The organism is Parvibaculum sp. (genome assembly GCF_019635935.1).
GTDB lineage: Bacteria > Pseudomonadota > Alphaproteobacteria > Parvibaculales > Parvibaculaceae > Parvibaculum.
The window spans coordinates 2875728-2896572 of sequence record NZ_JAHBYN010000001.1; the positions used below are offsets into that span (position 1 = coordinate 2875728).

The 20845-nt window shown below is 65.2% G+C and carries 19 protein-coding genes; 8 read left to right on the top strand and 11 right to left on the bottom strand.

Features of this window, described 5'->3' with window-relative positions; genetic code table 11:
- Window positions 1-2 precede the first annotated feature (2 nt).
- Complete coding sequence (gene ppdK / locus KF719_RS14160) at window positions 3-2702, top strand: pyruvate, phosphate dikinase (protein WP_293509361.1); 2700 nt, start codon at window positions 3-5, stop codon at window positions 2700-2702.
- Window positions 2703-3147: 445 nt separating this feature from the next.
- The gene (locus tag KF719_RS14165) at window positions 3148-3885 is read left to right on the top strand and encodes a cell wall hydrolase (RefSeq protein ID WP_293509363.1); all 738 of its coding nucleotides are present in this window, start codon (window positions 3148-3150) and stop codon (window positions 3883-3885) included.
- A 3-nt stretch (window positions 3886-3888) separates the two neighbouring features.
- Here the strand turns inward: KF719_RS14165 and KF719_RS14170 are convergent, their stop codons facing one another.
- The 4 genes from KF719_RS14170 to nadA all read right to left on the bottom strand — a co-directional run bounded on the left by KF719_RS14170 (window position 3889) and on the right by nadA (window position 8360).
- Complete coding sequence (locus KF719_RS14170) at window positions 3889-4710, bottom strand: SDR family oxidoreductase (protein ID WP_293509365.1); 822 nt, start codon at window positions 4708-4710, stop codon at window positions 3889-3891.
- Between the two features lie 77 nt (window positions 4711-4787).
- On the bottom strand, window positions 4788-5657 hold the full coding sequence (gene nadC / locus KF719_RS14175; protein ID WP_293509367.1) for a carboxylating nicotinate-nucleotide diphosphorylase: 870 nt from the start codon (window positions 5655-5657) through the stop codon (window positions 4788-4790).
- Window positions 5654-7270 (bottom strand): L-aspartate oxidase, encoded by a 1617-nt coding sequence (locus KF719_RS14180; protein WP_293509369.1) that lies wholly within the window; start codon window positions 7268-7270, stop codon window positions 5654-5656. Before KF719_RS14180 ends, nadC begins: the two co-directional genes overlap by 4 nt.
- 19 nt (window positions 7271-7289) lie before the next feature.
- Window positions 7290-8360, bottom strand: coding sequence for a quinolinate synthase NadA (gene nadA / locus KF719_RS14185; protein WP_293509371.1), 1071 nt, complete (start codon window positions 8358-8360; stop codon window positions 7290-7292).
- A 290-nt stretch (window positions 8361-8650) separates the two neighbouring features.
- Here nadA and KF719_RS14190 point away from each other — a divergent pair, with 290 nt between their 5' ends.
- On the top strand, window positions 8651-9397 hold the full coding sequence (locus KF719_RS14190; RefSeq protein ID WP_293509373.1) for an FkbM family methyltransferase: 747 nt from the start codon (window positions 8651-8653) through the stop codon (window positions 9395-9397).
- Window positions 9398-9409: 12 nt separating this feature from the next.
- Here the strand turns inward: KF719_RS14190 and KF719_RS14195 are convergent, their stop codons facing one another.
- From KF719_RS14195 to KF719_RS14205, 3 genes are all read right to left on the bottom strand, one after another.
- Window positions 9410-10465 carry an NAD regulator gene (locus KF719_RS14195; RefSeq protein WP_293509375.1) on the bottom strand — a complete coding sequence of 352 codons (1056 nt, stop codon included), beginning with the start codon at window positions 10463-10465 and terminating at the stop codon, window positions 9410-9412.
- An 11-nt stretch (window positions 10466-10476) separates the two neighbouring features.
- On the bottom strand, window positions 10477-10995 hold the full coding sequence (locus tag KF719_RS14200; protein WP_293509377.1) for a protein-tyrosine phosphatase family protein: 519 nt from the start codon (window positions 10993-10995) through the stop codon (window positions 10477-10479).
- A gap of 108 nt (window positions 10996-11103) precedes the next feature.
- Complete coding sequence (locus KF719_RS14205) at window positions 11104-11727, bottom strand: HD family hydrolase (RefSeq protein WP_293509379.1); 624 nt, start codon at window positions 11725-11727, stop codon at window positions 11104-11106.
- 209 nt (window positions 11728-11936) lie between these two features.
- Between KF719_RS14205 and KF719_RS14210 the strand changes: the two genes are divergently transcribed.
- The 4 genes from KF719_RS14210 to KF719_RS14225 are packed head-to-tail and all read left to right on the top strand — an operon-like array spanning window position 11937 to window position 16576.
- Complete coding sequence (locus tag KF719_RS14210; RefSeq protein ID WP_293509381.1) at window positions 11937-14462, top strand: AAA family ATPase; 2526 nt, start codon at window positions 11937-11939, stop codon at window positions 14460-14462.
- Window positions 14459-15319: a hypothetical protein gene (locus KF719_RS14215; protein ID WP_293509383.1), complete on the top strand. Its 861-nt coding sequence runs from the start codon at window positions 14459-14461 to the stop codon at window positions 15317-15319. The genes KF719_RS14210 and KF719_RS14215 overlap by 4 nt, the downstream gene beginning before the upstream one ends.
- A gap of 3 nt (window positions 15320-15322) precedes the next feature.
- Window positions 15323-16183, top strand: a complete 861-nt coding sequence (locus tag KF719_RS14220; RefSeq protein ID WP_293509385.1) for a universal stress protein — start codon at window positions 15323-15325, stop codon at window positions 16181-16183.
- 21 nt (window positions 16184-16204) lie between these two features.
- Complete coding sequence (locus KF719_RS14225) at window positions 16205-16576, top strand: hypothetical protein (RefSeq protein WP_293509387.1); 372 nt, start codon at window positions 16205-16207, stop codon at window positions 16574-16576.
- Window positions 16577-16579: 3 nt separating this feature from the next.
- Here the strand turns inward: KF719_RS14225 and KF719_RS14230 are convergent, their stop codons facing one another.
- A complete protein-coding gene (locus tag KF719_RS14230) occupies window positions 16580-17704 on the bottom strand; it encodes a beta-ketoacyl-ACP synthase III (RefSeq protein WP_293509389.1) in 1125 nt (374 codons plus the stop codon).
- Between the two features lie 180 nt (window positions 17705-17884).
- On the opposite strand from KF719_RS14230, the gene KF719_RS14235 reads away from it, so the two are divergent.
- Window positions 17885-18538, top strand: a complete 654-nt coding sequence (locus tag KF719_RS14235) for a pyridoxamine 5'-phosphate oxidase family protein (protein WP_293509391.1) — start codon at window positions 17885-17887, stop codon at window positions 18536-18538.
- A 16-nt stretch (window positions 18539-18554) separates the two neighbouring features.
- Here the strand turns inward: KF719_RS14235 and KF719_RS14240 are convergent, their stop codons facing one another.
- The 3 genes from KF719_RS14240 to KF719_RS14250 all read right to left on the bottom strand — a co-directional run bounded on the left by KF719_RS14240 (window position 18555) and on the right by KF719_RS14250 (window position 20790).
- Window positions 18555-19205 carry a polymer-forming cytoskeletal protein gene (locus tag KF719_RS14240; protein ID WP_293509393.1) on the bottom strand — a complete coding sequence of 217 codons (651 nt, stop codon included), beginning with the start codon at window positions 19203-19205 and terminating at the stop codon, window positions 18555-18557.
- Window positions 19206-19328: 123 nt separating this feature from the next.
- On the bottom strand, window positions 19329-19925 hold the full coding sequence (locus KF719_RS14245) for a DNA-3-methyladenine glycosylase I (protein WP_293509395.1): 597 nt from the start codon (window positions 19923-19925) through the stop codon (window positions 19329-19331).
- Window positions 19915-20790 carry a folate-binding protein gene (locus KF719_RS14250; RefSeq protein ID WP_293509397.1) on the bottom strand — a complete coding sequence of 292 codons (876 nt, stop codon included), beginning with the start codon at window positions 20788-20790 and terminating at the stop codon, window positions 19915-19917. The genes KF719_RS14245 and KF719_RS14250 overlap by 11 nt, the downstream gene beginning before the upstream one ends.
- Between the last annotated feature and the right edge of the window lie 55 nt (window positions 20791-20845).

Genomic DNA, 20845 nt, shown 5'->3' on the forward strand with positions numbered 1-20845 from the left:
CGATGGCTGAGAAGAAGTGGGTCTATTCCTTCGGCGACGGCAAGGCGGAAGGCGCGGCGCGTTTGCGCGACCTGCTGGGCGGCAAGGGCGCCAATCTCGCCGAGATGTCGAATATCGGCCTGCCGGTCCCGCCGGGTTTCACCATCACCACCGAAGTCTGCACCGCCTTTTATGAAAACGACCGCGCCTTTCCGGACGGCCTGAAAGCGCAGGTGGAAACCGCTCTCGCCGAAGTCGGCCGCGCGATCGGCGCGAATTTCGGCGACGCGAAGAACCCGCTGCTGGTCTCGGTGCGTTCCGGCGCGCGCGCCTCGATGCCCGGCATGATGGACACGGTGCTGAACCTCGGCCTCAACGACGCAACCGCGGCGGGGCTCGCCGCGCGTGCGGGCGACGAACGCTTCGCCTATGACAGCTACCGCCGCTTCATCGCGATGTATTCCGACGTCGTGCTGGGCGTCGAGCATCACAATTTCGAGGAGATCCTCGAATACTTCAAGGAAGAGCAGGAGCTGAAACTCGACACCGAGCTTTCCGCCGAAGACTGGAAGAACATCGTCACGCTCTTCAAGGCGCGCGTCGAGGAGGAGCTCGGCCGCCCCTTCCCGCAGGATGTCGACGAGCAGCTCTGGGGCGCGATCTCGGCCGTCTTCGGTTCGTGGCGCAACCGCCGCGCCGAAACCTATCGCCGTCTCCACAACATTCCCGAAAGCTGGGGCACCGCGGTCAACATTCAGGCGATGGTCTTCGGCAATATGGGCGAGACCTCGGCCACCGGCGTCGCCTTCACGCGCAATCCCTCGACCGGCGAGAAGGACTACTACGGCGAATTCCTGATCAACGCGCAGGGCGAGGACGTGGTGGCCGGCATCCGCACGCCGCAAAGCCTGACAAAAAAGGCGCGCGAAATCGCGAAGGACAAGAAGCCCTCGATGGAAGAGGCGATGCCCGGCGCCTTCGCCGAGCTGGCGGCCGTCTTCGACCGCCTCGAAAAGCATTATGCCGACATGCAGGATGTCGAGTTCACGGTACAGGACGGCAAGCTCTGGATGCTGCAGACCCGCGCCGGCAAGCGCACGGCGAAAGCGGCGCTGAAAATCGCCGTCGAAATGGTGGGCGAGGGATTGATCGACGAGAAGACGGCGATCTCCCGCGTCGATCCGGCCTCGCTCGATCAGCTTCTGCATCCGACGCTCGACCCGGATGCGCCGCGCGATGTGCTGGCGACGGGCCTGCCGGCATCGCCCGGCGCCGCCTCGGGCGAGGTCGTGTTCAATTCCGAGGAAGCCGCCTCGATGCGCCAGATCGGCAAATCGGTCATTCTGGTGCGCGTCGAGACGAGCCCCGAAGACATCAACGGCATGCATTCGGCCGCGGCCATTCTGACGACGCGCGGCGGCATGACGAGCCATGCGGCGGTCGTCGCGCGCGGCATGGGCCGGCCATGCGTGTCGGGCGCCGGCACCATCCGCATCGACTACAAGACCGAGACGTTCACGGCCTCCGGTGTCACCGTGAAAAAAGGCGACGTCATCACGGTCGACGGGTCGACGGGGCAGGTGTTGAAGGGCGAAATCCCGACCTTGCAGCCCGAGCTCTCCGGCGATTTCGCGACGCTGATGGGCTGGGCCGACAAGCATCGCCGCATGGAAGTGCGCACCAATGCCGAAACGCCGCACGACGCCGAGACGGCGCGCAAGTTCGGCGCCGAAGGCATCGGCCTCTGCCGCACCGAACACATGTTCTTCGACGAAGACCGCATCGTCGCCGTGCGCCAGATGATCCTCGCCGACGACGCGAAGGGCCGCCGCGCTCCGCTCGACAAGATTTTGCCGATGCAGCGCGACGACTTCCGGCAATTGTTCGAGATCATGCACGGTCTGCCGGTGACGATCCGCCTGCTCGATCCGCCGCTGCACGAATTCCTGCCGAAGGGCGACGCGGAAATCGCGCAGGTCGCGGCCGACACCGGCATGCCGGCCGACAAGCTGGTGCGCCGTCTGGCCGAACTTGCCGAAAGCAATCCGATGCTCGGTCATCGCGGTTGCCGCCTCGGCATTTCGTTCCCCGAGATCTACGAGATGCAGGCGCGCGCCATTTTCGAGGGCGCGCTCGAGGCTGCGAAGAAAACCGGTGCGCCGGTCATCCCCGAAATCATGGTGCCGCTGGTCGCGATGAAGACCGAACTCGACTTCCTGAAGGCGCGCATCGATGCGGTGGCGGCCGAAGTCGGGAAGGAGCAGGGCGTCGGGCTGACCTATCATGTCGGAACCATGATCGAGCTGCCGCGCGCGGCGCTGATGGCGCGCGAAATCGCCGAAAGCGCCGAGTTCTTTTCCTTCGGCACCAACGACCTGACGCAGACGACCTATGGCATCAGCCGCGACGATGCCGCCCAGTTCATGAACGATTATCTGGGGAAGAAAATCCTGATGCAGGACCCCTTCGTTTCGCTGGATCGCGACGGCGTGGGCGAGCTTGTCCGCATCGCCGCCGAGCGCGGGCGGGCCACCCGGCCCGGCATCAAGCTCGGCATCTGCGGCGAGCATGGCGGCGACCCGGCCTCGATCGCATTTTGCGAGGAAGTCGGCCTCACCTATGTCTCCTGCTCGCCCTACCGGGTGCCGATTGCCCGCCTCGCCGCCGCCCAGGCGGCACTGCACATGGGCGCCGCGGCCGGAACGGCCGGCAGCACCGCCTGAGACATCCGTGAGCGGACAATCCCGTATCGGGATTTGATCGTGTACAGACGATTAATGTTTGTGTCGAAATTGCGACAGTTTCATTAACGTTTGAGTCGCGCGCAATGTGCGCCATTAAGGTGAATATCGAAGCGTACAAACCATCCGCCGGCGCGGATGTACAATTTGTCACAGTCAAAAACTCTTTTGAGGCCAATGACATAGGGGTTTGCGCTAACGGTGTGGCAACTATGACATTGTGAGCCCCGAATCGCCGTGTTACCTCCCGACAGCTGATGAGTGCGTAAATATTTGCCCAGGTGTCGAGGCGGCATCGGGCTCTGGCACGTAGAGCGGTGCTGTCCGTGGATCTTGCAAGGTTCCCGAAAAGGAACCGGGCCGAAGCCTCCGAAGAGAGGCGCTGTCCCAGATCCGAATGAACAACAAAGCGACGGATTAGAGAACGATGCGCAGGTTATTTGATTGGCTCGATCTGGGCCACGTCTTCTCCGGGGCTGCTTATGCGGCTTTCGGCGTTGTTGCCCTGGGGGCGGTCTCCGCGACCGTGCTGGGCGCGATGACGACGGAGACGCCCGTGGTCGAGGCCCGTGCCGACACCGCGCCGATGATGGCTTTCGCGCCTGTTCACGGCCGCGACCTTGCCGGCGCCTTCTCCAACGACACGCTCTTTCTCGATGCCGATCTCCAGCAGGCGGCGGTCATTCTGCCGGCGCATGGACGTCCGATGGATGTCGCCTCGCCGCTGTTGCAGGTCAAGGCGCGCGTACTGGAAGAGGAACGCCGCTGCCTTGCCGTCGGCATCTATTTCGAGGCGCGGGGCGAGAGCGCGCGCGGCCAGCTTGCGGTCGCCCGCGTGATCCTCAACCGCGTCGGTTCGGAAAATTATCCCGACACGATTTGCGGCGTCGTCTATCAGGGATCGGCCCGCAACACGGGCTGCCAGTTCTCCTTCACCTGCGACCGCACGCTCAGCAAGGTGCCGAACGAGCGCCGCGCCTGGGCGAAGGCGATGCGCACGGCTGAATATGTGACGATGGGCCGCCTCGACGACGCGGAAGTGGGCCCGGCGATGTTCTATCACGCCGACTATGTGCAGCCCTATTGGGCGGCGAGCATGGTCGAGGTGGCGAAGATCGGCCGTCACATCTTCTACAGCAAGCCGCGTCGCGAGAACCGCTCCTGATCCTCAGCCTTTTGCGGCCGCTTCCATTTCCTTGAGCAAGGGCGCCAGCGGCCCCGAATTGGCGATCTGGTCGCGCACCATTTCGGGGGCATTGCCGGCCATCTTGTCGAGCTCCACAAGCTCCGGCGGCACATACCAGTGCAGCTTGTCCGAGCCGTAAGCCTCCCACACCACCTTGGCGACCTCGACCGGCGGAATGGCGCGGAACATGCCTTCCTTCGGCGCATTGGCAACCGTGCCTTCCGGCAGGATCGGCGTGTCGATCAGCCCCGGCAGCACATCCGCCGCGCGCACACCGATCAGCCGGAATTCGATGGAAAGCGCTTCGGTGAGCCCCTTCACCGCGTGTTTCGTCGCCGAATAAACGGCGATGCCCGGCATGCCGTAAGTGGCCGACGACGACGAGGTGGTGAAGCAGAGCGAATTCTTCGTCGCCTTGAGGAGCGGCAGGGCCGCATAGATGCCGTTCAGCACGCCGACGAAATTGACGTTGACGACGGCCATGATGTCCTCGAACGGCATCTGCTCGAAGAGCCCGCCCCGGCCGATGCCCGCATTGTTGAACAGAATGTCCATCTGCCCGCCGGTCGCCTTGCCGAAGAGCGCGACGGCCGTATCGAAAGCCGATTTGTCGGTGACGTCGAGCCGGGCGACGACGCAGTTTTCCGGCCCCAGTTCCTCTTCAAGCGCAACGAGCCCCGTGCCGTTGACGTCGTAGCCGCCGACGAACCAGCCCTTGCCGTGAAAGAGCCGTGCCGTTTCGAGCCCCATGCCCGAAGCCGCCCCGGTGATGAAGATGGATTTCCGTCCGTTCGCCTGTCCCATGATCGGTCCCGCCTGTTGTTCTGATTTTATGGACCGTAGTCCAGTTCCGGCGCGCGGGGAAGGGCGAACGAGCGGGGTCAGGATGCCGTGAGGGAATCGAAATCGAGGCCGATATCGAGGCAGGGCGCGGAATGGGTGATCCAGCCGCAGGAGATGAGATCGACGCCCGAGGCGGCGATGGCGGGCGCGGTCGCGGCGGTGATGCGGCCCGACGCTTCGGCAATCGCGCGCCCGCCGATGCGGCGCACGGCCTCGGCGAGCATGTCGGGCGTCATGTTGTCGAGCAGCACCGCGTCGACGCCGACGGCCAACGCCTCGTCGAGTTGATCGAGCGTGTCGACCTCGACCTCGATCTTGACCATGTGACCGCTCGCGGCTTTCGCGCGCGCAATGGCGGCGGCGACGCCGCCCGACATTGCGATGTGGTTGTCCTTGATCAGCACGGCATCGTCGAGCCCGAAGCGATGATTGATGCCGCCGCCGGCGCGCACTGCATATTTCTCGAAAATACGAAGCCCTGGCGTCGTCTTGCGCGTGCAGCAGACTTGCGCCTTCGTGCCTTCGATGGCGCGTGCGATCTCGCGCGTCGCGGTTGCGATGCCCGACATGTGCCCGAGAAAATTCAGCGCCACGCGCTCGCCCGTCAGGATGCCGCGTGCCGGGCCCTCGATGGCGGCGATGGTGTCGCCCGGTTCGACATCCGATCCGTCGCCTTTCAGCACTGCCACCTTCAGCGCCGGCTCGACCAGACGAAACGCCATGCGCGCGCAATCGAGACCGGCGATGCGGCCGGGCTGGCGCGCATTCAGCAGCACACGCGCTTTCGCTTCCGCCGGCACCGTCGCCATGGTGGTGATGTCGCCGGCGCGGCCGAGATCTTCCGCCAGCGCCGCGCGCACCGCGGGCTCGATCAGCAACGCGGGCAGGGGCTCAAGGTGAAGGCTCATGCGCCGGCCTGCGCGGCGATCTCGCCGGCCGCGGGCGATGCTTCGGCGACAGCGGCCTCGGCGATGCGCGACGCGTCTTTCAGCGTGATGTAGCTGCGGTGCCGCCAGGGCGCGCGGGCGCGGGTGAAATCGCTGCGATAGTGCCCGCCCCGGCTTTCCTCGCGCGCAAAGGCCGCGGCGGCGATCAGCTTCGCGGTCGTCGCGATGTTGCCGAAGAGGCTCGACGGTCCGGCGGCACGTTCGAGCCGCGCGATCTCGCCGAGCGCGAAGGCAAGCCCCGCCGCATGGCGCTCCACACCGACATGCGCTGTCATGATCTGGCGAAGCTGCGCCACCATCGGCGCATCGAGCGGCATTGCGGAGGCAAGCATCGGCGGCGCGATGTGAACGCCCGCCCGCGCGCCCGGCACCGCGCCCTCGATATCGGCGGCGATGCGCGCGCCGAAGACGATCGCCTCCAGCAGCGAATTGCTGGCAAGGCGATTGGCGCCATGCATGCCGGTGGACGCCACTTCGCCGCAGGCCCACAAGCCGGCAATGGTGCTGCGTCCGCGCGCATCCACGTGAATGCCGCCCATATGATAATGCGCCGCCGGCGCCACCGGGATCGGCTGGCGCACCGGGTCGATGCCAAGCGCGAGGCAGCTTTTGTAGACGGTCGGGAAGGCGTCCGGAAAACGCGACCCGAGCGCCGCGCGGGCATCGAGGAAAGCGCCGCGCCCGGCTTCGATCTCGCGGAAGATCGCGCGCGCCACGATGTCGCGCGGCCCGAGCTCGGCATCTTCGTGGATCGCGGCCATGAAGCGGCGGCCCATATTGTCGATCAGGATCGCGCCTTCGCCGCGCAGCGCCTCCGTCACCAGCGGCGCGGGATCGCGCGGACCGGCAATCGCCGTCGGGTGGAATTGCACGAATTCGGGATCGGCGATCAGCGCCCCGGCGCGCGCCGCCATCGCAACGCCTTCGCCGCGCGCTTCGAGCGGATTGGTGGTGACGGCGAAAAGCTGGCCGACGCCGCCCGATGCCAGCACCAGCGCCCGCGCCTTGATGAGGAGCGGCTGCGGCGCGGTCGCGGCATGGGCCGGCCGCGCGAAGACGCCGACGGCGCGGCCATCCTCGACGGCCAGCTCATAGGCCGACAGGCCCTCCATCACGCGGATCGAGGGCGTCGCACGCACCGCCGCCACAAGCGCTTGCATGATCGCCTTGCCGGCCTGGTCGCCTTTCACATGCACGATGCGGCGGTGGCTGTGCGCGGCCTCGCGGCCGACCGCGAGCTTGCCCTCGATGTCGCGGTCGAAGGGAACGCCGAGACGAAGCAGGTCTTCGATGCGGATAGCGGCCTCGCGCGCGATCGACAGCGCGGCGTCTTCGTCGACGATGCCGGCGCCCGCCGCGATCGTGTCGGCGGCATGGGCTTCCGGTGTATCGCCGGCTTCGATCGCCGCCGCGATGCCGCCCTGCGCCCAGGCCGACGATGCGCCATCGCCGATGGGCGCGCCGGCTAGAACCGTCACCGGGCGGGGCGCAAGCTTCAGCGCCGTGAAGAGGCCCGCAAGCCCCGCACCGACGATCAGAACGTCGCCGGCATCGACGATATTGCCGTGAGCCATGATGGCGCCCTCGAAAGGATCAGTTGCCGAGATTGATCATCCGCTCGACCGCAAGGCGCGCCCGCGCCGCGACCGCCGGATCGACCGTCACTTCCTCACGCATATAGACGAGGCTCTCGAGAATGTTCTTCAGCGAGATGCGCTTCATATGCGGGCAGAGATTGCAGGGCCGCACGAATTCGACATTGGGGTTTTCGACCGCCACATTGTCGCTCATCGAGCATTCCGTCACCATGACGACGCGCTTGGGCTGGTTGTCCTTCACCCATTTGATCATGCCGGAAGTGGAACCGGAGAAGTCCGCTTCCTCGACGACTTCGGGCGGGCATTCGGGATGCGCGATGATGACGATGTTCGGGTCGTCGCGGCGATACTGGCGCAGCTCCTCCGCCGTGAAGCGCTCATGCACTTCGCAATGACCCTTCCAGGTGAGAATTTTCACCTTCGTCTGCTTGGCGATGTTCTTGGCCAGAAACTCGTCCGGGATGCAGAGCACGCGGTCGGTGCCGAAACTCTCGACGATCTGCAAGGCGTTCGATGACGTGCAGCAGATGTCGCTCTCCGCTTTCACTTCGGCCGATGTATTGACGTAAGTGACGACCGGCACGCCCGGAAACTTCTCGCGCAGCAGCCGCACATCGGCGCCGGTGATCGAGTCGGCCAGCGAGCAGCCGGCCTTCACATCGGGGATCAGCACCGTCTTGTGCGGGTTCAGGAGCTTCGACGTCTCGGCCATGAAGTGGACGCCGCACTGCACGATCACATCGGCGTCGACCTTCGCCGCTTCCTTGGCAAGCTGCAGGCTGTCGCCGGCGATGTCGGCGACGCCGTGGAAAATTTCCGGCGTCTGGTAGTTATGCGCCAGCACGACCGCGTTGCGCTCTTTCTTGAGGCGGTTGATGGCGTGGATATAGGGCGCGAAGAAGGGCCACTCGACCGAGGGGATGACGTTTTTGACGCGCGCGTAAAGCGGCGCCATTTCCTTCGCCAGGCCCGGCGTGTATTCGAGCTCGGGCATCTCCAGCGGCTTGAACGCGCGCGCCGCGGGCTTTGCCGCCGCGCTCTTTTCAATCTCGCCTGCAAGGGCCATGTCGGCCTCCTCTTGCTGTCCCTATATGCTCATAGTGAGTATATATAAGGGCTCAAAAACACCGGCTTCCGTCCTTACGCCACAACGGGCCCGAAAGGAGGCCGGTCTCTCATCCGGGCTTATGCTACGACTGAGTATTAAGGCCGTCAACAGCGATGATATGGCGCCTCAGGACCCGAATTCAAGGCGCGACGGCCGCAACTACCGCACGGCGAGACAGGCAGGCGCTTCATGATATGGTGCGCGCCGGTTTCCGCCGGGCTTGGCCCGGCTCTACCTTGAGTTTGCCCATGTACGCGCTCGCCGAATTCGCGCTAAAGCTCCGCCATCACATCAACCGCTTCCTCTATCACCGCCGAAGGCGGATGCTGCCGTCGATCGAGGGGGACAAATTTGCCGCCTGCGGACAGGATATCTTTGTCGCCGACCTGCTCGGCGGCAAGCGCAATGGAATCTTCGTCGATATCGGCGCCAATGATGGCGTGACGGTGAGCAACAGCTATCGCTTCGAAAAAGAACTCGGCTGGACGGGCGTCGCCGTCGAGCCGCTTCCCTCCGTCTTCGAGAAGTTGAAGGCAAACCGGTCCTGCCATCTCGTAAATGGTTGCGTGACGCCTGAGGGCGGCAAGGCGCAGCTTGTCGAGATAGTTGGCGCGCCCAACATGCTAAGCACGCTCGAGACCCACAATCGCGGCCTGACGGCGCGCCGCCTGCGGCATAGCCGCCAGCGTCACGGATCCGCGACACGGAACATCGAGGTCGATTGCCATACTTTTGCGTCGCTCATGGACCGGTTTGGCATCCGCAGCATCGATTTCCTGAGCGTCGATACCGAGGGCGGCGAACTCGATATCCTGAAGAGCATCGATTTCGGCCGCTATCCGGTGTCCGTCATTTCGGTCGAGAACAACTTTTACGCCGACGACATCAGGAATTATCTCGAAAAGCAGGGCTTCTTCTATCTTGGCACCTTCAAGGTAGATGAAATCTATCTCTTTGGCGGCGCGCATCTGCGCGCGGCTTTATCTGCGGAATAACGGGCGGAAACATCAGCTGTTCGCCCGGCTGCGCGACGGCGCGAGCTTGAGGCCCGGCGCCGGGCGCTCGTTGAGCACCTCGCGGCGGAAGCGGAATTGTTCGGCGGGCCGCCCCCCGGTGCGCGTCGACATCCTTCCTGTGCGCTCCACGAGGCCGGCATTCTCGACGAGGCGGCGGAAATTCTGCTTGTGAACATGCAGGCCGAGCAGCGCCTCGACGGTCTTCTGCAATTCATAAAGCGTGAAGCTCGGCGGCATCAGCTCGAAGGCGACCGGGCGGTATTTGATCTTGGCGCGCAACCGGCCCATCGCGGTCGCCAGAATGCGCCGGTGGTCGAACTGCATCGGCCGCCCGAGATTGGGCGCATGCTTGCCGGTAAGGCCGCGCGCATTGGGCCGTCCGTCCCGCGCCGCTTCGAGAAGCAGCCCGGCACTGTAGAGAAGCTCATAGCGCTCCAGCGCCTTTTCGTCGTCCCATGGCACGCCGTCCATGCCGAAGCAAAGCCGCATCCGGTCGCGCCGCTTGCCGCGCGCCAATTCCTCGGGCGGCGCTTCCGATTGCCGCCCGGCCCATTCGCGCAGCAGCGGCACGATCGCCTGGTCGATGATCGGTGGCTTGCCGGCGCGCCAGTCCTCCCACGGGAAATATTGATACCAGTCGCGCCACGCCGCGCCCTTCAGCGCTTCGTCGTGCCCGCGCGTCAGCGCCAGATAGCCGACCGAAACGACATGCTCGCCGGGCGCGTCGCTTTCGAGCGAATGCCGCCCGCGGTCGCCGAAGGTGTAAAGCTGCTCGACATAGCCAAGTTCCAGTTGTGTCTGTTCCTGCACCCAGGCGCGCAGGCCGATTTCGAGCGTCCGGTGTCGCACCGGGTTGAACGGGCCGAAAGGCAGCGCGTCCCAGCCGCTGGCGCCGTCGGTTTCGTCATGCGGCACGACAAGGATTTTCGGCTGGTCGTCCGACACGGTCACAATGGCGGCGTTGAGGCCGATGACGACGGCCTTGTCGGCGCGCATCGCCGCCTCGGCGGCCGACTGGCTGGAAAATGTGCCCTGCGCTTTCGTCATTTTCGGGTCCGTCACGCCGCGCCGGGCCGCACGGGCACCGAGAAAATTTCGCCCTCCCAGACCGCGCGTCCCGGTCCCAGCGCCTCGACGGCCGCCGACATGCGGCCTTGCCGCGCCAGCAATTCGTCGGCGATCCGCACCATCAGGCGGTTGGGGTGTGCATGCGCCCCGCGCGACCGGATCAGCCGCGCGAGTTCGACTTCCGGATGATCTTCGTTGAGCGCGCAAAGCGCGATGAAGGCCGCCGCCGAGGAGCGGCTGATGCCGGCCCAGCAATGAACGAGCAGCGGGCTTTGCTGGTCCCAGCCGCGCACGAAATCGATCAGCGATGACACATGCTCGGCGCCCGGCGGCACCAGATCGTGCAGCGGTTCGGCAATGTCGTTGACTCCGAGCCGCAGGTGACGCGCAGGCGCAATGCCGCGCGGCGTGCCGATCATGGTTTCGGGATCGAGCAGGCTGACGAGATGCGACGGCCGCAGCGAAGCAACGGCATCCTCGACGGCGCTGAGGGGGCTGACATAGATCATCTTTTACTCGGCGAAGGACAAAACCCGGCTGAATCGATCATGGACCCTGAATAACACAGATTTGTGCAAAGTCGGGGCATAATCGAGCCGCAACGGGGCTTTACGGCCTCAATTGCCGTCGGTCAGCAGACGGAACCGGGCGAGGAAGCGCGCCTGCGCCTTCTTCGTCGGCAAGGGTTCGATGGGGATCGGCGCAAGTCCGCGCGGCCGTCCGAAAATCCGCGCCGCCTCGTCGTCGGAAAATCCGGCGATCTGCGTCGCCTCGAGAAAGGCCGACGCCTTGTCGGCGCGCTTGATCGTCTCCTCGATATTCTGCGGCAATTCTTTCGGCAAACCGAAGCGCATATGAATGGCCGCCGCAAGCCGGTGCTCGAACGCCTTGTAGTCGATGCCGAGCGCCGCCTTGAACGGGCTGATCATGTCGCCGATCACATATTCGGGCGCATCGTGCAGCAGCGCCGCCAGCCGCCACCGCGCCGGCCAGCCGGGCCGGAAGCGCGCGCATATATCGTCCACCAGCACACTATGTTCGGCGACGGAGAAGGCGTGATCGCCTTGCGTTTGCCCATTCCAGCGCGCAACGCGCGCCAGCCCATGCGCAATGTCCTCGATTTCGACGTCGAGCGGCGAAGGATCGAGCAGATCGAGGCGCCGCCCGCTCAGCATTCGCTGCCAGGCGCGGGGCGCGGGGCCGATCTTGTCTGCGCCGCGCGGCGAGCGGGCCTTGGTCATGAAAATCTGCCTTCACGAATGCGGAGGCGAAACTTACGGCGCGTCAACCGCCTTGTCGACAAGGCCGAGATGCGCGGTCGGGCGCATCTGCCGCACCCGCTTGTGGCCAAGCTGTGGTTGCGCTGCCCCGGACTTTGTCCATGATCAATGTGGGGCTATGCTCGCAACGGCCGCGCGGCGAACAATGCGGCCGGAAAAACCAGGGAAGAATGGCAGTCGATCCGGTTCCGGCGGAACTCCTCTATCGCTCTTGCGACCTTGCGCAATTCGACTTCGCGACCACGGCCGAGCTGGAAGATCACAGCGGTCTTGTCGGTCAGGAGCGGGTGCTGGAGGCGCTGCGCTTCGCTGCGAGTATCCGCCGCCAAGGCTACAACCTGTTCGTGCTCGGCCCCGACGGCGCCGGCAAGCACGAGGCGGTGCTGCGTTTCCTCTCGGGCGTGGCGCTGCGCCAGCGCGCGCCCGCCGACTGGGTCTATGTCAACAATTTCGACACGCCGCACAAGCCGGTGGCGCTGGAGCTCGGCGCCGGCACCGGCCGCACGCTGAAGGAAAGCATGGCGCGCCTCGTCGACGATCTGAAGGCGACGATGCCGGCGATTGTCGAAAGCGAGGAATATCAGAACCGGCGTCAGTCGATCGACGAGGAGTATCAGGAGAAGCAGGAGCAGGCCTTCGAGGAACTGCGCACCCATGCGGAGGCCGAAAACATCGCGCTTCTGCGCACGCCGGCGGGCTTCGCGCTGGCGCCGGTGCATGACGGCAATGTGCTGAAGCCGGAAGAATTCAACAAGCTTCCCGAGGAAGAACGCAAACGCATCGAAGATGTCATCCAGGGCCTGCAAAAGGAACTTGCCGACACGATCGAACATATTCCCGGCTGGCAGAAGGAACATCGCCTGCACATACAGGCGCTGAACCGCGAGGTCGCGGAGCGCGAGGTCGAACGCGTCATGCGCGAGCTGCGCGCCTTTTTCGACGGCGTAACGCCCGTTCGAAACTGGCTGGACGCCGTGAAGGCGGATCTGATCGAGAATATCGCTCTTTTTACCGGCGCAGGCGCCGATGCGTCCGGGCAGGTGCCGCCGATGCAGCTCATGCAGGCGCTGGCGCAAGGGCAGGGCGGCGGCTTTCCGGCGGCAAATCCGTTCCGCCGCTACGAAGTCAACATCGTCGTCGAAAACAGTGAAAGCGCGCGCCGGCAGGGCTCGGCGACGCTGAAGGCGCAAGACCTCGCCGATGCCGGCGGCTATATCGGCGGCGGTGCGCCGATCCTCTACGAAGATCACCCGACCATGGCCAACCTGCTTGGCCGCGTCGAGCACATGCCGCAAATGGGTGCGCTCGTCACCGACTTCATGCTCATCAAGCCGGGATCGCTGCATCGCGCCAATGGCGGCTATCTGCTGATCGACGCTTTGAAGCTGTTGCGCGAACCGCTGGCCTGGGAGGCGCTGAAGCGTGCCATCCGCCGCCGCAAGGTCGTCATCGAAAGCGCCGGCGAATATCTGAGCCTCATCAGCACGGTAACGCTGGAACCCGATCCGATCCCGCTCGACATCAAGATCGTGCTGCTCGGCGACCGCTACCTCTATTACATGCTGAGCAATCTCGATCCCGATTTCGAGGAGCTCTTCAAGGTCGCCGCCGATTTCGAGGACGAGATCGACCGCGAACCGGAAAACGAACTGCTTTATGCGCGTCTGCTTGCGGGCTTCTGTCGCGAGGAAAATCTGCTGCCGCTCGATCGCGCCGGCGTCGGCCGCGTCATCGAGCGTTCGGCGCGCATGGCCGAAGATGCCGAGAAGCTGACCACAATCCTGCGTCCCATCGTCGATCTCATGCGCGAGGCCGACCACATCGCGCGCAGCGAAGGCGCAATCGCCATCACGGCCGACCACATCGACAGCGCCGTCGACGCCCAGATCGGCCGCGCCGACCGCCTGCGCGAACGCAGCCTCGAAATGATCACGCGCGATATCGTGATGATCGACACCGAAGGCGAACGTATCGGCCAGGTCAACGGCCTCTCGGTGCTTTCGATGGGCAGCGTTTCCTTCGGCCGCCCGAGCCGCATCACGGCGCGCGTGCGCATGGGCCTTGGCAGCGCGCGCGTCATGGACATCGAACGCGAGGTGGCGCTGGGCGGCCCGATCCACACCAAGGGCGTACTGATCCTGTCGGGCTATCTCTCCGGCCAGTTCCTGCCCGAAATCCCGCTGTCGATGAGCGCCAGTATCGTTTTCGAACAATCCTATGGCGGCGTCGATGGCGACAGCGCATCTTCCGCCGAGCTTTACGCGTTGATCTCGGCGCTGGCCGAAGCGCCCATCGCGCAGGGCCTTGCCGTCACCGGCTCGGTCAACCAGCTCGGCGAGGTGCAGGCCATCGGCGGCGTCAATGACAAGATCGAGGGCTTTTTCGACATCTGCATGCGTCGCGGCCTGACCGGCGAGCAGGGCGTGCTGGTCCCGGCCGCCAACGTCAAGCATTTGATGCTGCGTCAGGACGTTGTCGACGCGGTGGAACGCGGCATGTTTGCGATCTATCCTGTCGAGCATGTCGAAGAAGGCGTTGAACTGCTGATGGGCGCGCCCGCCGGCGTTCGCGGATCGGACGGCAGGTTTCCGCCGGGCACGATCTATGCGCGAACCGAGGACCGGCTCGCGGCCTTCGCCGACAATCAGCGCCGCTTCGCCCAGCGCTCCGACGACAACGGCAAGAGGGGGGCATGATGGCCGCCCGCGACAAACGGCACACGCAAGCGGCGCAAACCGAAGACCCCGCCGCGACCCGCATCGTCATCGGGCTCGACACCTCGTTCCTGACGCGCGAGGCCTTGTCGCTGGCCGCGCGTCTGGCGGCGTCCATGGATGCGCGCCTCAAGGGCATTTTCGTCGAGGACGAAAACCTGCTGGCCCTGTCGAGCCTGCCTTTTGCGCGCGAGGTCTCGTTTTCGGGCGAGGTGCGCGAACTCGATCCCGAGCGCATGCTGCGCGCCATGCGTGCTCAGGCCGAGAGCGCGCGCCGTGTGCTTGCGCGTGTCGCCGCCGAGGCCCATGTCGACTGGAGCTTCGATGTAAAGCGCGGCCGCCCGCTCACTTCGATCGTGGCCGGCGCGAGCGCCGACGACACGCTGGTCATCCGTTCCGCGTCGGCGCCCTCGCAAGAGGTCGGCCGCACCGTGCGCGCCGCGACCCTCGATGCGCATGCCGACGTATTGCTGGTGGCGCGCGGCATCGGCCTGAAAGGCGCTTTCACCGCTGCATTGCCGCCCGGCGCCGCCGGCCGCGGCGTTGCTTCGATCGACGAAGGCTCAAGCATCGGAGAAAGCTGTGCGGCCTTTGCCGAAACGCTGGCCGCCCGCATCGGCGCGCCCTTCCGCCGCCTCGGCGCGAAGGGCCGCAGCCCCGCCGACATCGCGGCGGCGGCAAGGACGGCGGGTGTCGGCTTGCTGATTGTCAATGCCGGATGGCTCGGCGACGATGAGGACGCCGCGCGTCTTTCGGCGGCGGCCGGTTGTCCGATCCTCCTTCTCGGTGCCGAGCGCGAACCGCGTCCGGCATCTTCACCCGCGGAAAAGGGAGACTGATCCATGTCCGTGAAAAAAATTCTGGTGCCGCTTGCCGGCCGCCCGTCGGACAGCGAGGTGCTCGGCACGGCGCTGTCCATCGCGGGCGATTTCGGCGCGCAGATCGTGGCGCTTTTCGCGCGGCCCGACCCGACCGAGGCCCTGCCTTATCTGGGCGACGGTGTGTCGGGTCAGGTGATCGAGGATCTGTTGCAGGCGGCCCGCGAAGGCGCCGACGACGCCTCGGCCCGCGTCCTGAAGATGCTGGAAGCGGCGGCGGCCAAGGCGGGATTTCCGATTGTCGGCAAGGGCGCGGAGCCGCCGCTGCCGTCGGTTCGCTTTCTCGACGTCACCGGACGCCGCGACGAAGTCGTCGCCAGTCACAGCCGCCTCTCCGACCTCATCGTTTTCGGCGAAAGCGCGACCGGCATTGCCGGCGGCACGGCGCTTGAGGCCGCAATGATGAGCGCCGGACGCCCGGTGCTGATCGCGCCGAAAAAATCATGGGCGCCGGTCGGCGGTTCCGTCGCCATCGCCTGGGACGAAAGCGCCGAAGCCGCGCGCGCCGTCACCACCGCGATCCCGTTTCTCGAAAAGGCGCGCAAGGTCACGATCCTCTGCATCGGCGACAAGGAACTCAATCCCGATCCCGGCTCGACGCTTGCCGACTATCTGGCGCTGCACGGCGTCGTCGCCGATGTGCATCTGGTCGATGCGCGCGGTCGCGCCGCCGGCGAAGTGCTGCTCGAAACCGCCGAGAAAGCGGGTACCGACCTCCTCGTCATGGGCGGTTACAGCCACAGCCGCCTGCTCGAATTCATCATTGGCGGCGTGACGCAACACATCAGGTCCCATGCCACCATTCCTGTGCTGATGGCGCACTGAACAACCGGAACGGAACTTTCAATGACCCTCTATCACGTCCACATGACCCTCGCCCGCAACGAGGAATTTCCCAACGGCTCGCCCGCGCATGGCTACGATCTCGTCGTGCCGCTCGACGGCGACATGATGCTTGACCCGGCGGCATGGAAGGCGCATTCGAAGGAATGCACCGTGCGCCGCTTCTGGCAGGGCGAGGCGGATCAGAAAGGCCTGTTGCGCCATATTGGGCGGGGCTGGGCGATCGACTACGATCTCTCGACGCCGGAAGCCGACGAGCCCTTCTTCAAGCTCGACCGTCACGAATTCAAATCGGGCGAATATCTTTCCGTCACCGAACAGGACGGCGAGATGCAGACCTTCCGCATCGTCACGGTGGAGCCGTTGAAGAGCTGACGCCTACGCGCGCTTCCTGACCAGCACGTTGCCGGCCGAATAGCCGGCGCCGAAGCTGCATATCAGTCCGAGATCGCCGGGCTTCATATCCTCGCTGAACTTGCTGAAGGCGATGATGGAGCCGGCGGAACTGGTGTTGGCGTATTCCTGCAGGATGTTGGGCTGCTCGCCGGGTTCCGGATCGCGGCCCAGCACCTTGCGGCCGATGAAGTCGTTCATGCTCTTGTTGGCCTGGTGCAGCCACATGCGTTTCAGGTCTTTCGGATCGAGCCCGGCATCCGCCATGTGCTCCAGAATGAGCTGCGACACCATCGGCACGACTTCCTTGAAGACCTTGCGGCCTTCCTGCACGAACAGCTTGTCCTTCGCGCCGACGCCTTCGGGCGTCGCGCGGTTGAGGAAGCCGAAATTGTTGCGGATGTTGTTGGAGAATTTGGTGAGAAGCCGCGTGCCGAGAATTTCCCAGGCGCCTTCGACGGTGCAGGTCTCCTCGCGCTCGAGGATGATCGCGGTGCACACATCGCCGAAAATGAAATGACTGTCGCGGTCGCGGAAATTGAGATGCCCCGAGCAGATTTCGGGATCGACGATCAGCACGCAATCGACCGAGCCCGAACGCAGCATGTCGTAGGCCGTCTGGATGCCGAAGGTCGCCGACGAACAGGCGACGTTCATGTCGAAGCCGAAACCCTCGATACCGAGAAGGTCCTGCACCTCGACGGCGATCGCAGGGTAGGGACGTTCGAGGTTGGAGCAGGCGACCAGCACGGCGTCGATGTCGGCGGCCGTCTTGCCTGCGCGCTTCATCGCCTTGTTGGCGGCATCGACCGACATTTCGGCCAGGATCGACGGTTCGTCGTTGGAACGCTGCCGAAGCCGCGGCGCCATGATCTCGGGATCGACGATGCCGGATTTGTCCATCACATAGCGCGCTTCGATGCCCGACGCCTTGACGATGAATTCGACGCTCGATTCCGCAAGCGGTTCCATCTCGCCGCGCGCAATGGCGTCGGCGTGTTTTTCGTTGTGGCGGCGCACATAGGTGTTGAAGCTTTCGACGAGTTCAGCGTTGCTGACGGATTGGGATGGCGTGAAGACGCCGGTTCCGCTGATGACGACTTTGGTCAATGTCCACCCGATTCTTCCCGGTTCGCCTTGCCGGCGTATATCGCGGGATGTTTCTTGTTGGGGCGTTTCCGCCGTTCGGCGGGAAACGCATGCGGCGTTCCCCCGCCGCCCGGCTAAATTAGAACAGGCCCGCCGGCGTTTCCACTGCCGAGCGGCCGATTGAGCGGATTGGAGTGCGATATGGCTAATGACAGCGGGGCAGGGCGCGCGGTCCCGGCACCTTTCGAGGGTGCGGCGCTGCACGCCCTGACCCTTCCTGACATGGCGGCGCTCGCCTTCGTGCTGCTGGAGGAGGGGGCGGCGGATGCGGGCTCGCCCCTGCGTAAACCGGCGCTCGCGACCTTGTCGGCAGCGGGCGCCCCGGCGGTCAGAACGGTGATTTTGCGCAAATTCGACCGCCAGGCCCGCATGCTGGAGCTGTTCACCGACGCCCGCTCGGCCAAGGTCGCCGAACTGGCGCGCGAGCCCCGCGCCTCGATGATGTTCTACGATCCGCGCCGCGACGTGCAATTGCGGCTGGCGGGCAACGCCGTGCCGCTGACGGGCGCGCCCGCGGCAGACGCTTGGGAGGCGGCGGGCCTGCCGAGCCGCCGCGCCTATCTGGCGGTCGCCGCGCCCGGCACGGCGAGCGACAGCCCCACTTCCGGCCTGCCGCCCGAAGTCGAGGGCATGATCCCCTCAGCGGACCGGCTGGAGGAAGGCCGCGTCAATTTCGCCTTGATCCGTTTCGGCTTCGACGAGGCCGATCTGGTGGTGCTGAGTCGCAGCGGCCATCGCCGCGCGCGCATCCGCTGGCCGGCGGATGTGCAGACCGTCGAATGGCTGGTGCCTTGACCGGTCGCGAAGCAGGTCAGTTCAACGAGGCGGCGCGTTCGCTGCCGGTGGACCCGGCGCTGGCGCCGCTATCGCTCTTGGTCTCGCCGCTTTCCGCCGCCTTGACGCTCGCCGGCCGCGACGGCGCGTCCTTGGCGTCTTCCGCTTGAATCTCGCCGCTGATCTGGCCGCCCTGCTCGACGCGCAGTTCGCCATACCGGATCTTGCCGTTGATGCGGCCGGTCGTGTTGATGGTCAGGCACTTGCGCACCGTCAGCGTGCCCTCGAACTTGCCGTTGATTTCCGCCTCGTCGACCGTCGCTTCGCCGCGCACTTCGCCGGTTTCGCTGATGGTCAGTGTGCCGCTTTCGATCGTCGCCTGCACATCGCCCTCGATGACGAGCGCGTCGCAGGATTGAATCTTGCCTTCGAGCTTGAGGCCGCGCCCCACATGCAGGTTGGCGGCGTGGGTGGGCGTTGTGGCGGACGTCTGCCCGCCCGGCGTGTGAAGCGTGCGCACGGTTGGTTTCCTTGCTTGATAGGATGGTGTGATGATGCGGGTTCCCTTGTCGGCGCTGTCGTCGCCGGTCGCCTCGGCACGCGCATTATGGGACGCGGCGTCGCGTTCCTGCGGGCCGGGTGGCGCGGAAAAATCCGGATCGGAAACACCCTTGGGGCGCTTGAACATTTTTGAAATTCCCCTCCGCTGGCTGAAACGTTGCGCAGCCTAAAATCGCAACGTGGCCCGCATGTGCCGACATTGTGGCGGAAGAATGAATGTCTCGAAACAACTGCTCGTAACGACGCTTAATTATCGGTTTTTATTTTGCGCCAATGCGGAACAGTCGGCGTGTCGCGGACAGCTCACAAGGTGATCGTTGACCATGCCGACCGCTTGCGCGAACGCATAGACGATTGTCGGTCCGCAGAATTTGAAGCCGCGCGCCTTCAGCGCCTTCGACATCGCAACGCTCATCGGCGTTTCGGCCGGCACGTCGCCGATACGTTTCCATTTGTTCTGTTTCGGTGCGCCGCCGGCGATGTCCCACAGAAAGCCGGAGAAGCCGCCATCTTCTTCCATGATGTCGAGCCAGGCCCGCGCATTGCCGATCGTCGCTTCGATCTTGCCGCGATGGCGGATGATGCCGGGGTTCTGGAGAAGTTTCTCGACCTTCGCCGGCTTGTAACGGACGATGCGCTCCGGCTCGAAACCGTCGAACGCCGCGCGGAAGCTCTCGCGCTTGCGCAAGATCGTGATCCAGGAAAGCCCGGCCTGAAAGCCGTCCAGCACCAGCTTCTCGAAAAGCGCCCGGTCGTCGTACTCCGGCACGCCCCATTCCCCGTCGTGATAGGCGATGTAGAACGGATCTTCGCCGGGCCAGGGGCAGCGCTTCGCTTCAGCCGCCATCGTCGCCGTCCTCCGGTTGAATTTCGGGCGCGAGCCAGGCCGGAATGTCGGGCGCGAGGCCCGAAGGACCGGCTTCAAGCGTGGCATCCTTGATGAGGTCGAGCCGGAGCAGCGCCAACACACGCGCCGTCTCCGCGTCGCCCGAGAAGACCGTGCCCACTTCGCGCGCGATGGCCTTCACCGGCGTTCCCGGCGCCGGCAGGTCGCCTTCGACGTCGCAGGGCACGAGCCGTTTGCGCACGCTGCCGCGCCGCTTGGTGCGCGAGGTCACTTCCTGTCCGACAAAGCAGCCCTTGTGGAAGTCGATGCCGTTGAGGAGGTCGAGATTGACCTCCAGCGGAAAAGTCCGGTCCGGTTCGAAATCCTCGGCCGCATCGCCGACGCCAAGGCCGATCCGGTGGCGCTGCCAGCCGGCCATGTCCCCGCCAAGCGCCGCAAGCGCTGTTATGGGCAGGATGGCGCGGGCGCCCATCGCGGCGAGGCGCGGGTCGGCAAGCCGCGGACCTTCGGCGGCCACCGCCGTCCCGTCCTCGTTCCAGTAGGCGGCAACCCCGTGCGTCGCGCTCAGATCCTCGATCCTCACCTTGGCGCGCAGCTTGTACATGGTCAGCCGCTTGACGAGATCGGCGATCCGCGCGCCGTCGCAATCGAGCAGCAGCGCCTGCTTGTCCGTTGGATCGGCGAAAAGGAAGAAATCGAACAGGAACTTGCCCTGCGGCGTCAGCAGCGCGGCATAGACGGCCTTGTCGCCACTTGCCGCCTCGGCATCGTTGGTGATGAGCCCCTGCAGGAAGCTCCGCGCCTCCGGCCCGCCGACCCTCAGCACCCCGCGCCCGCTCAGCGCACAGGCCTTCACCCCGTTCATGGCGTCTTGCCCCGATTCATGGTGCCTCAGATGTAGGCCCGCCGCCCGCCGCCCG

Coding starts and splice junctions, on each gene's coding strand:
- ppdK (WP_293509361.1), top strand. CDS start 3: ATGGCTGAGAAGAAGTGGGTCTATTCCTTCGGCGACGGCAAGGCGGAA.
- KF719_RS14165 (WP_293509363.1), top strand. CDS start 3,148: ATGCGCAGGTTATTTGATTGGCTCGATCTGGGCCACGTCTTCTCCGGG.
- KF719_RS14170 (WP_293509365.1), bottom strand. CDS start 4,710: ATGGGACAGGCGAACGGACGGAAATCCATCTTCATCACCGGGGCGGCT.
- nadC (WP_293509367.1), bottom strand. CDS start 5,657: ATGAGCCTTCACCTTGAGCCCCTGCCCGCGTTGCTGATCGAGCCCGCG.
- KF719_RS14180 (WP_293509369.1), bottom strand. CDS start 7,270: ATGGCTCACGGCAATATCGTCGATGCCGGCGACGTTCTGATCGTCGGT.
- nadA (WP_293509371.1), bottom strand. CDS start 8,360: ATGGCCCTTGCAGGCGAGATTGAAAAGAGCGCGGCGGCAAAGCCCGCG.
- KF719_RS14190 (WP_293509373.1), top strand. CDS start 8,651: ATGTACGCGCTCGCCGAATTCGCGCTAAAGCTCCGCCATCACATCAAC.
- KF719_RS14195 (WP_293509375.1), bottom strand. CDS start 10,465: ATGACGAAAGCGCAGGGCACATTTTCCAGCCAGTCGGCCGCCGAGGCG.
- KF719_RS14200 (WP_293509377.1), bottom strand. CDS start 10,995: ATGATCTATGTCAGCCCCCTCAGCGCCGTCGAGGATGCCGTTGCTTCG.
- KF719_RS14205 (WP_293509379.1), bottom strand. CDS start 11,727: ATGACCAAGGCCCGCTCGCCGCGCGGCGCAGACAAGATCGGCCCCGCG.
- KF719_RS14210 (WP_293509381.1), top strand. CDS start 11,937: ATGGCAGTCGATCCGGTTCCGGCGGAACTCCTCTATCGCTCTTGCGAC.
- KF719_RS14215 (WP_293509383.1), top strand. CDS start 14,459: ATGATGGCCGCCCGCGACAAACGGCACACGCAAGCGGCGCAAACCGAA.
- KF719_RS14220 (WP_293509385.1), top strand. CDS start 15,323: ATGTCCGTGAAAAAAATTCTGGTGCCGCTTGCCGGCCGCCCGTCGGAC.
- KF719_RS14225 (WP_293509387.1), top strand. CDS start 16,205: ATGACCCTCTATCACGTCCACATGACCCTCGCCCGCAACGAGGAATTT.
- KF719_RS14235 (WP_293509391.1), top strand. CDS start 17,885: ATGGCTAATGACAGCGGGGCAGGGCGCGCGGTCCCGGCACCTTTCGAG.
- KF719_RS14240 (WP_293509393.1), bottom strand. CDS start 19,205: ATGTTCAAGCGCCCCAAGGGTGTTTCCGATCCGGATTTTTCCGCGCCA.
- KF719_RS14245 (WP_293509395.1), bottom strand. CDS start 19,925: ATGGCGGCTGAAGCGAAGCGCTGCCCCTGGCCCGGCGAAGATCCGTTC.
- KF719_RS14250 (WP_293509397.1), bottom strand. CDS start 20,790: ATGAACGGGGTGAAGGCCTGTGCGCTGAGCGGGCGCGGGGTGCTGAGG.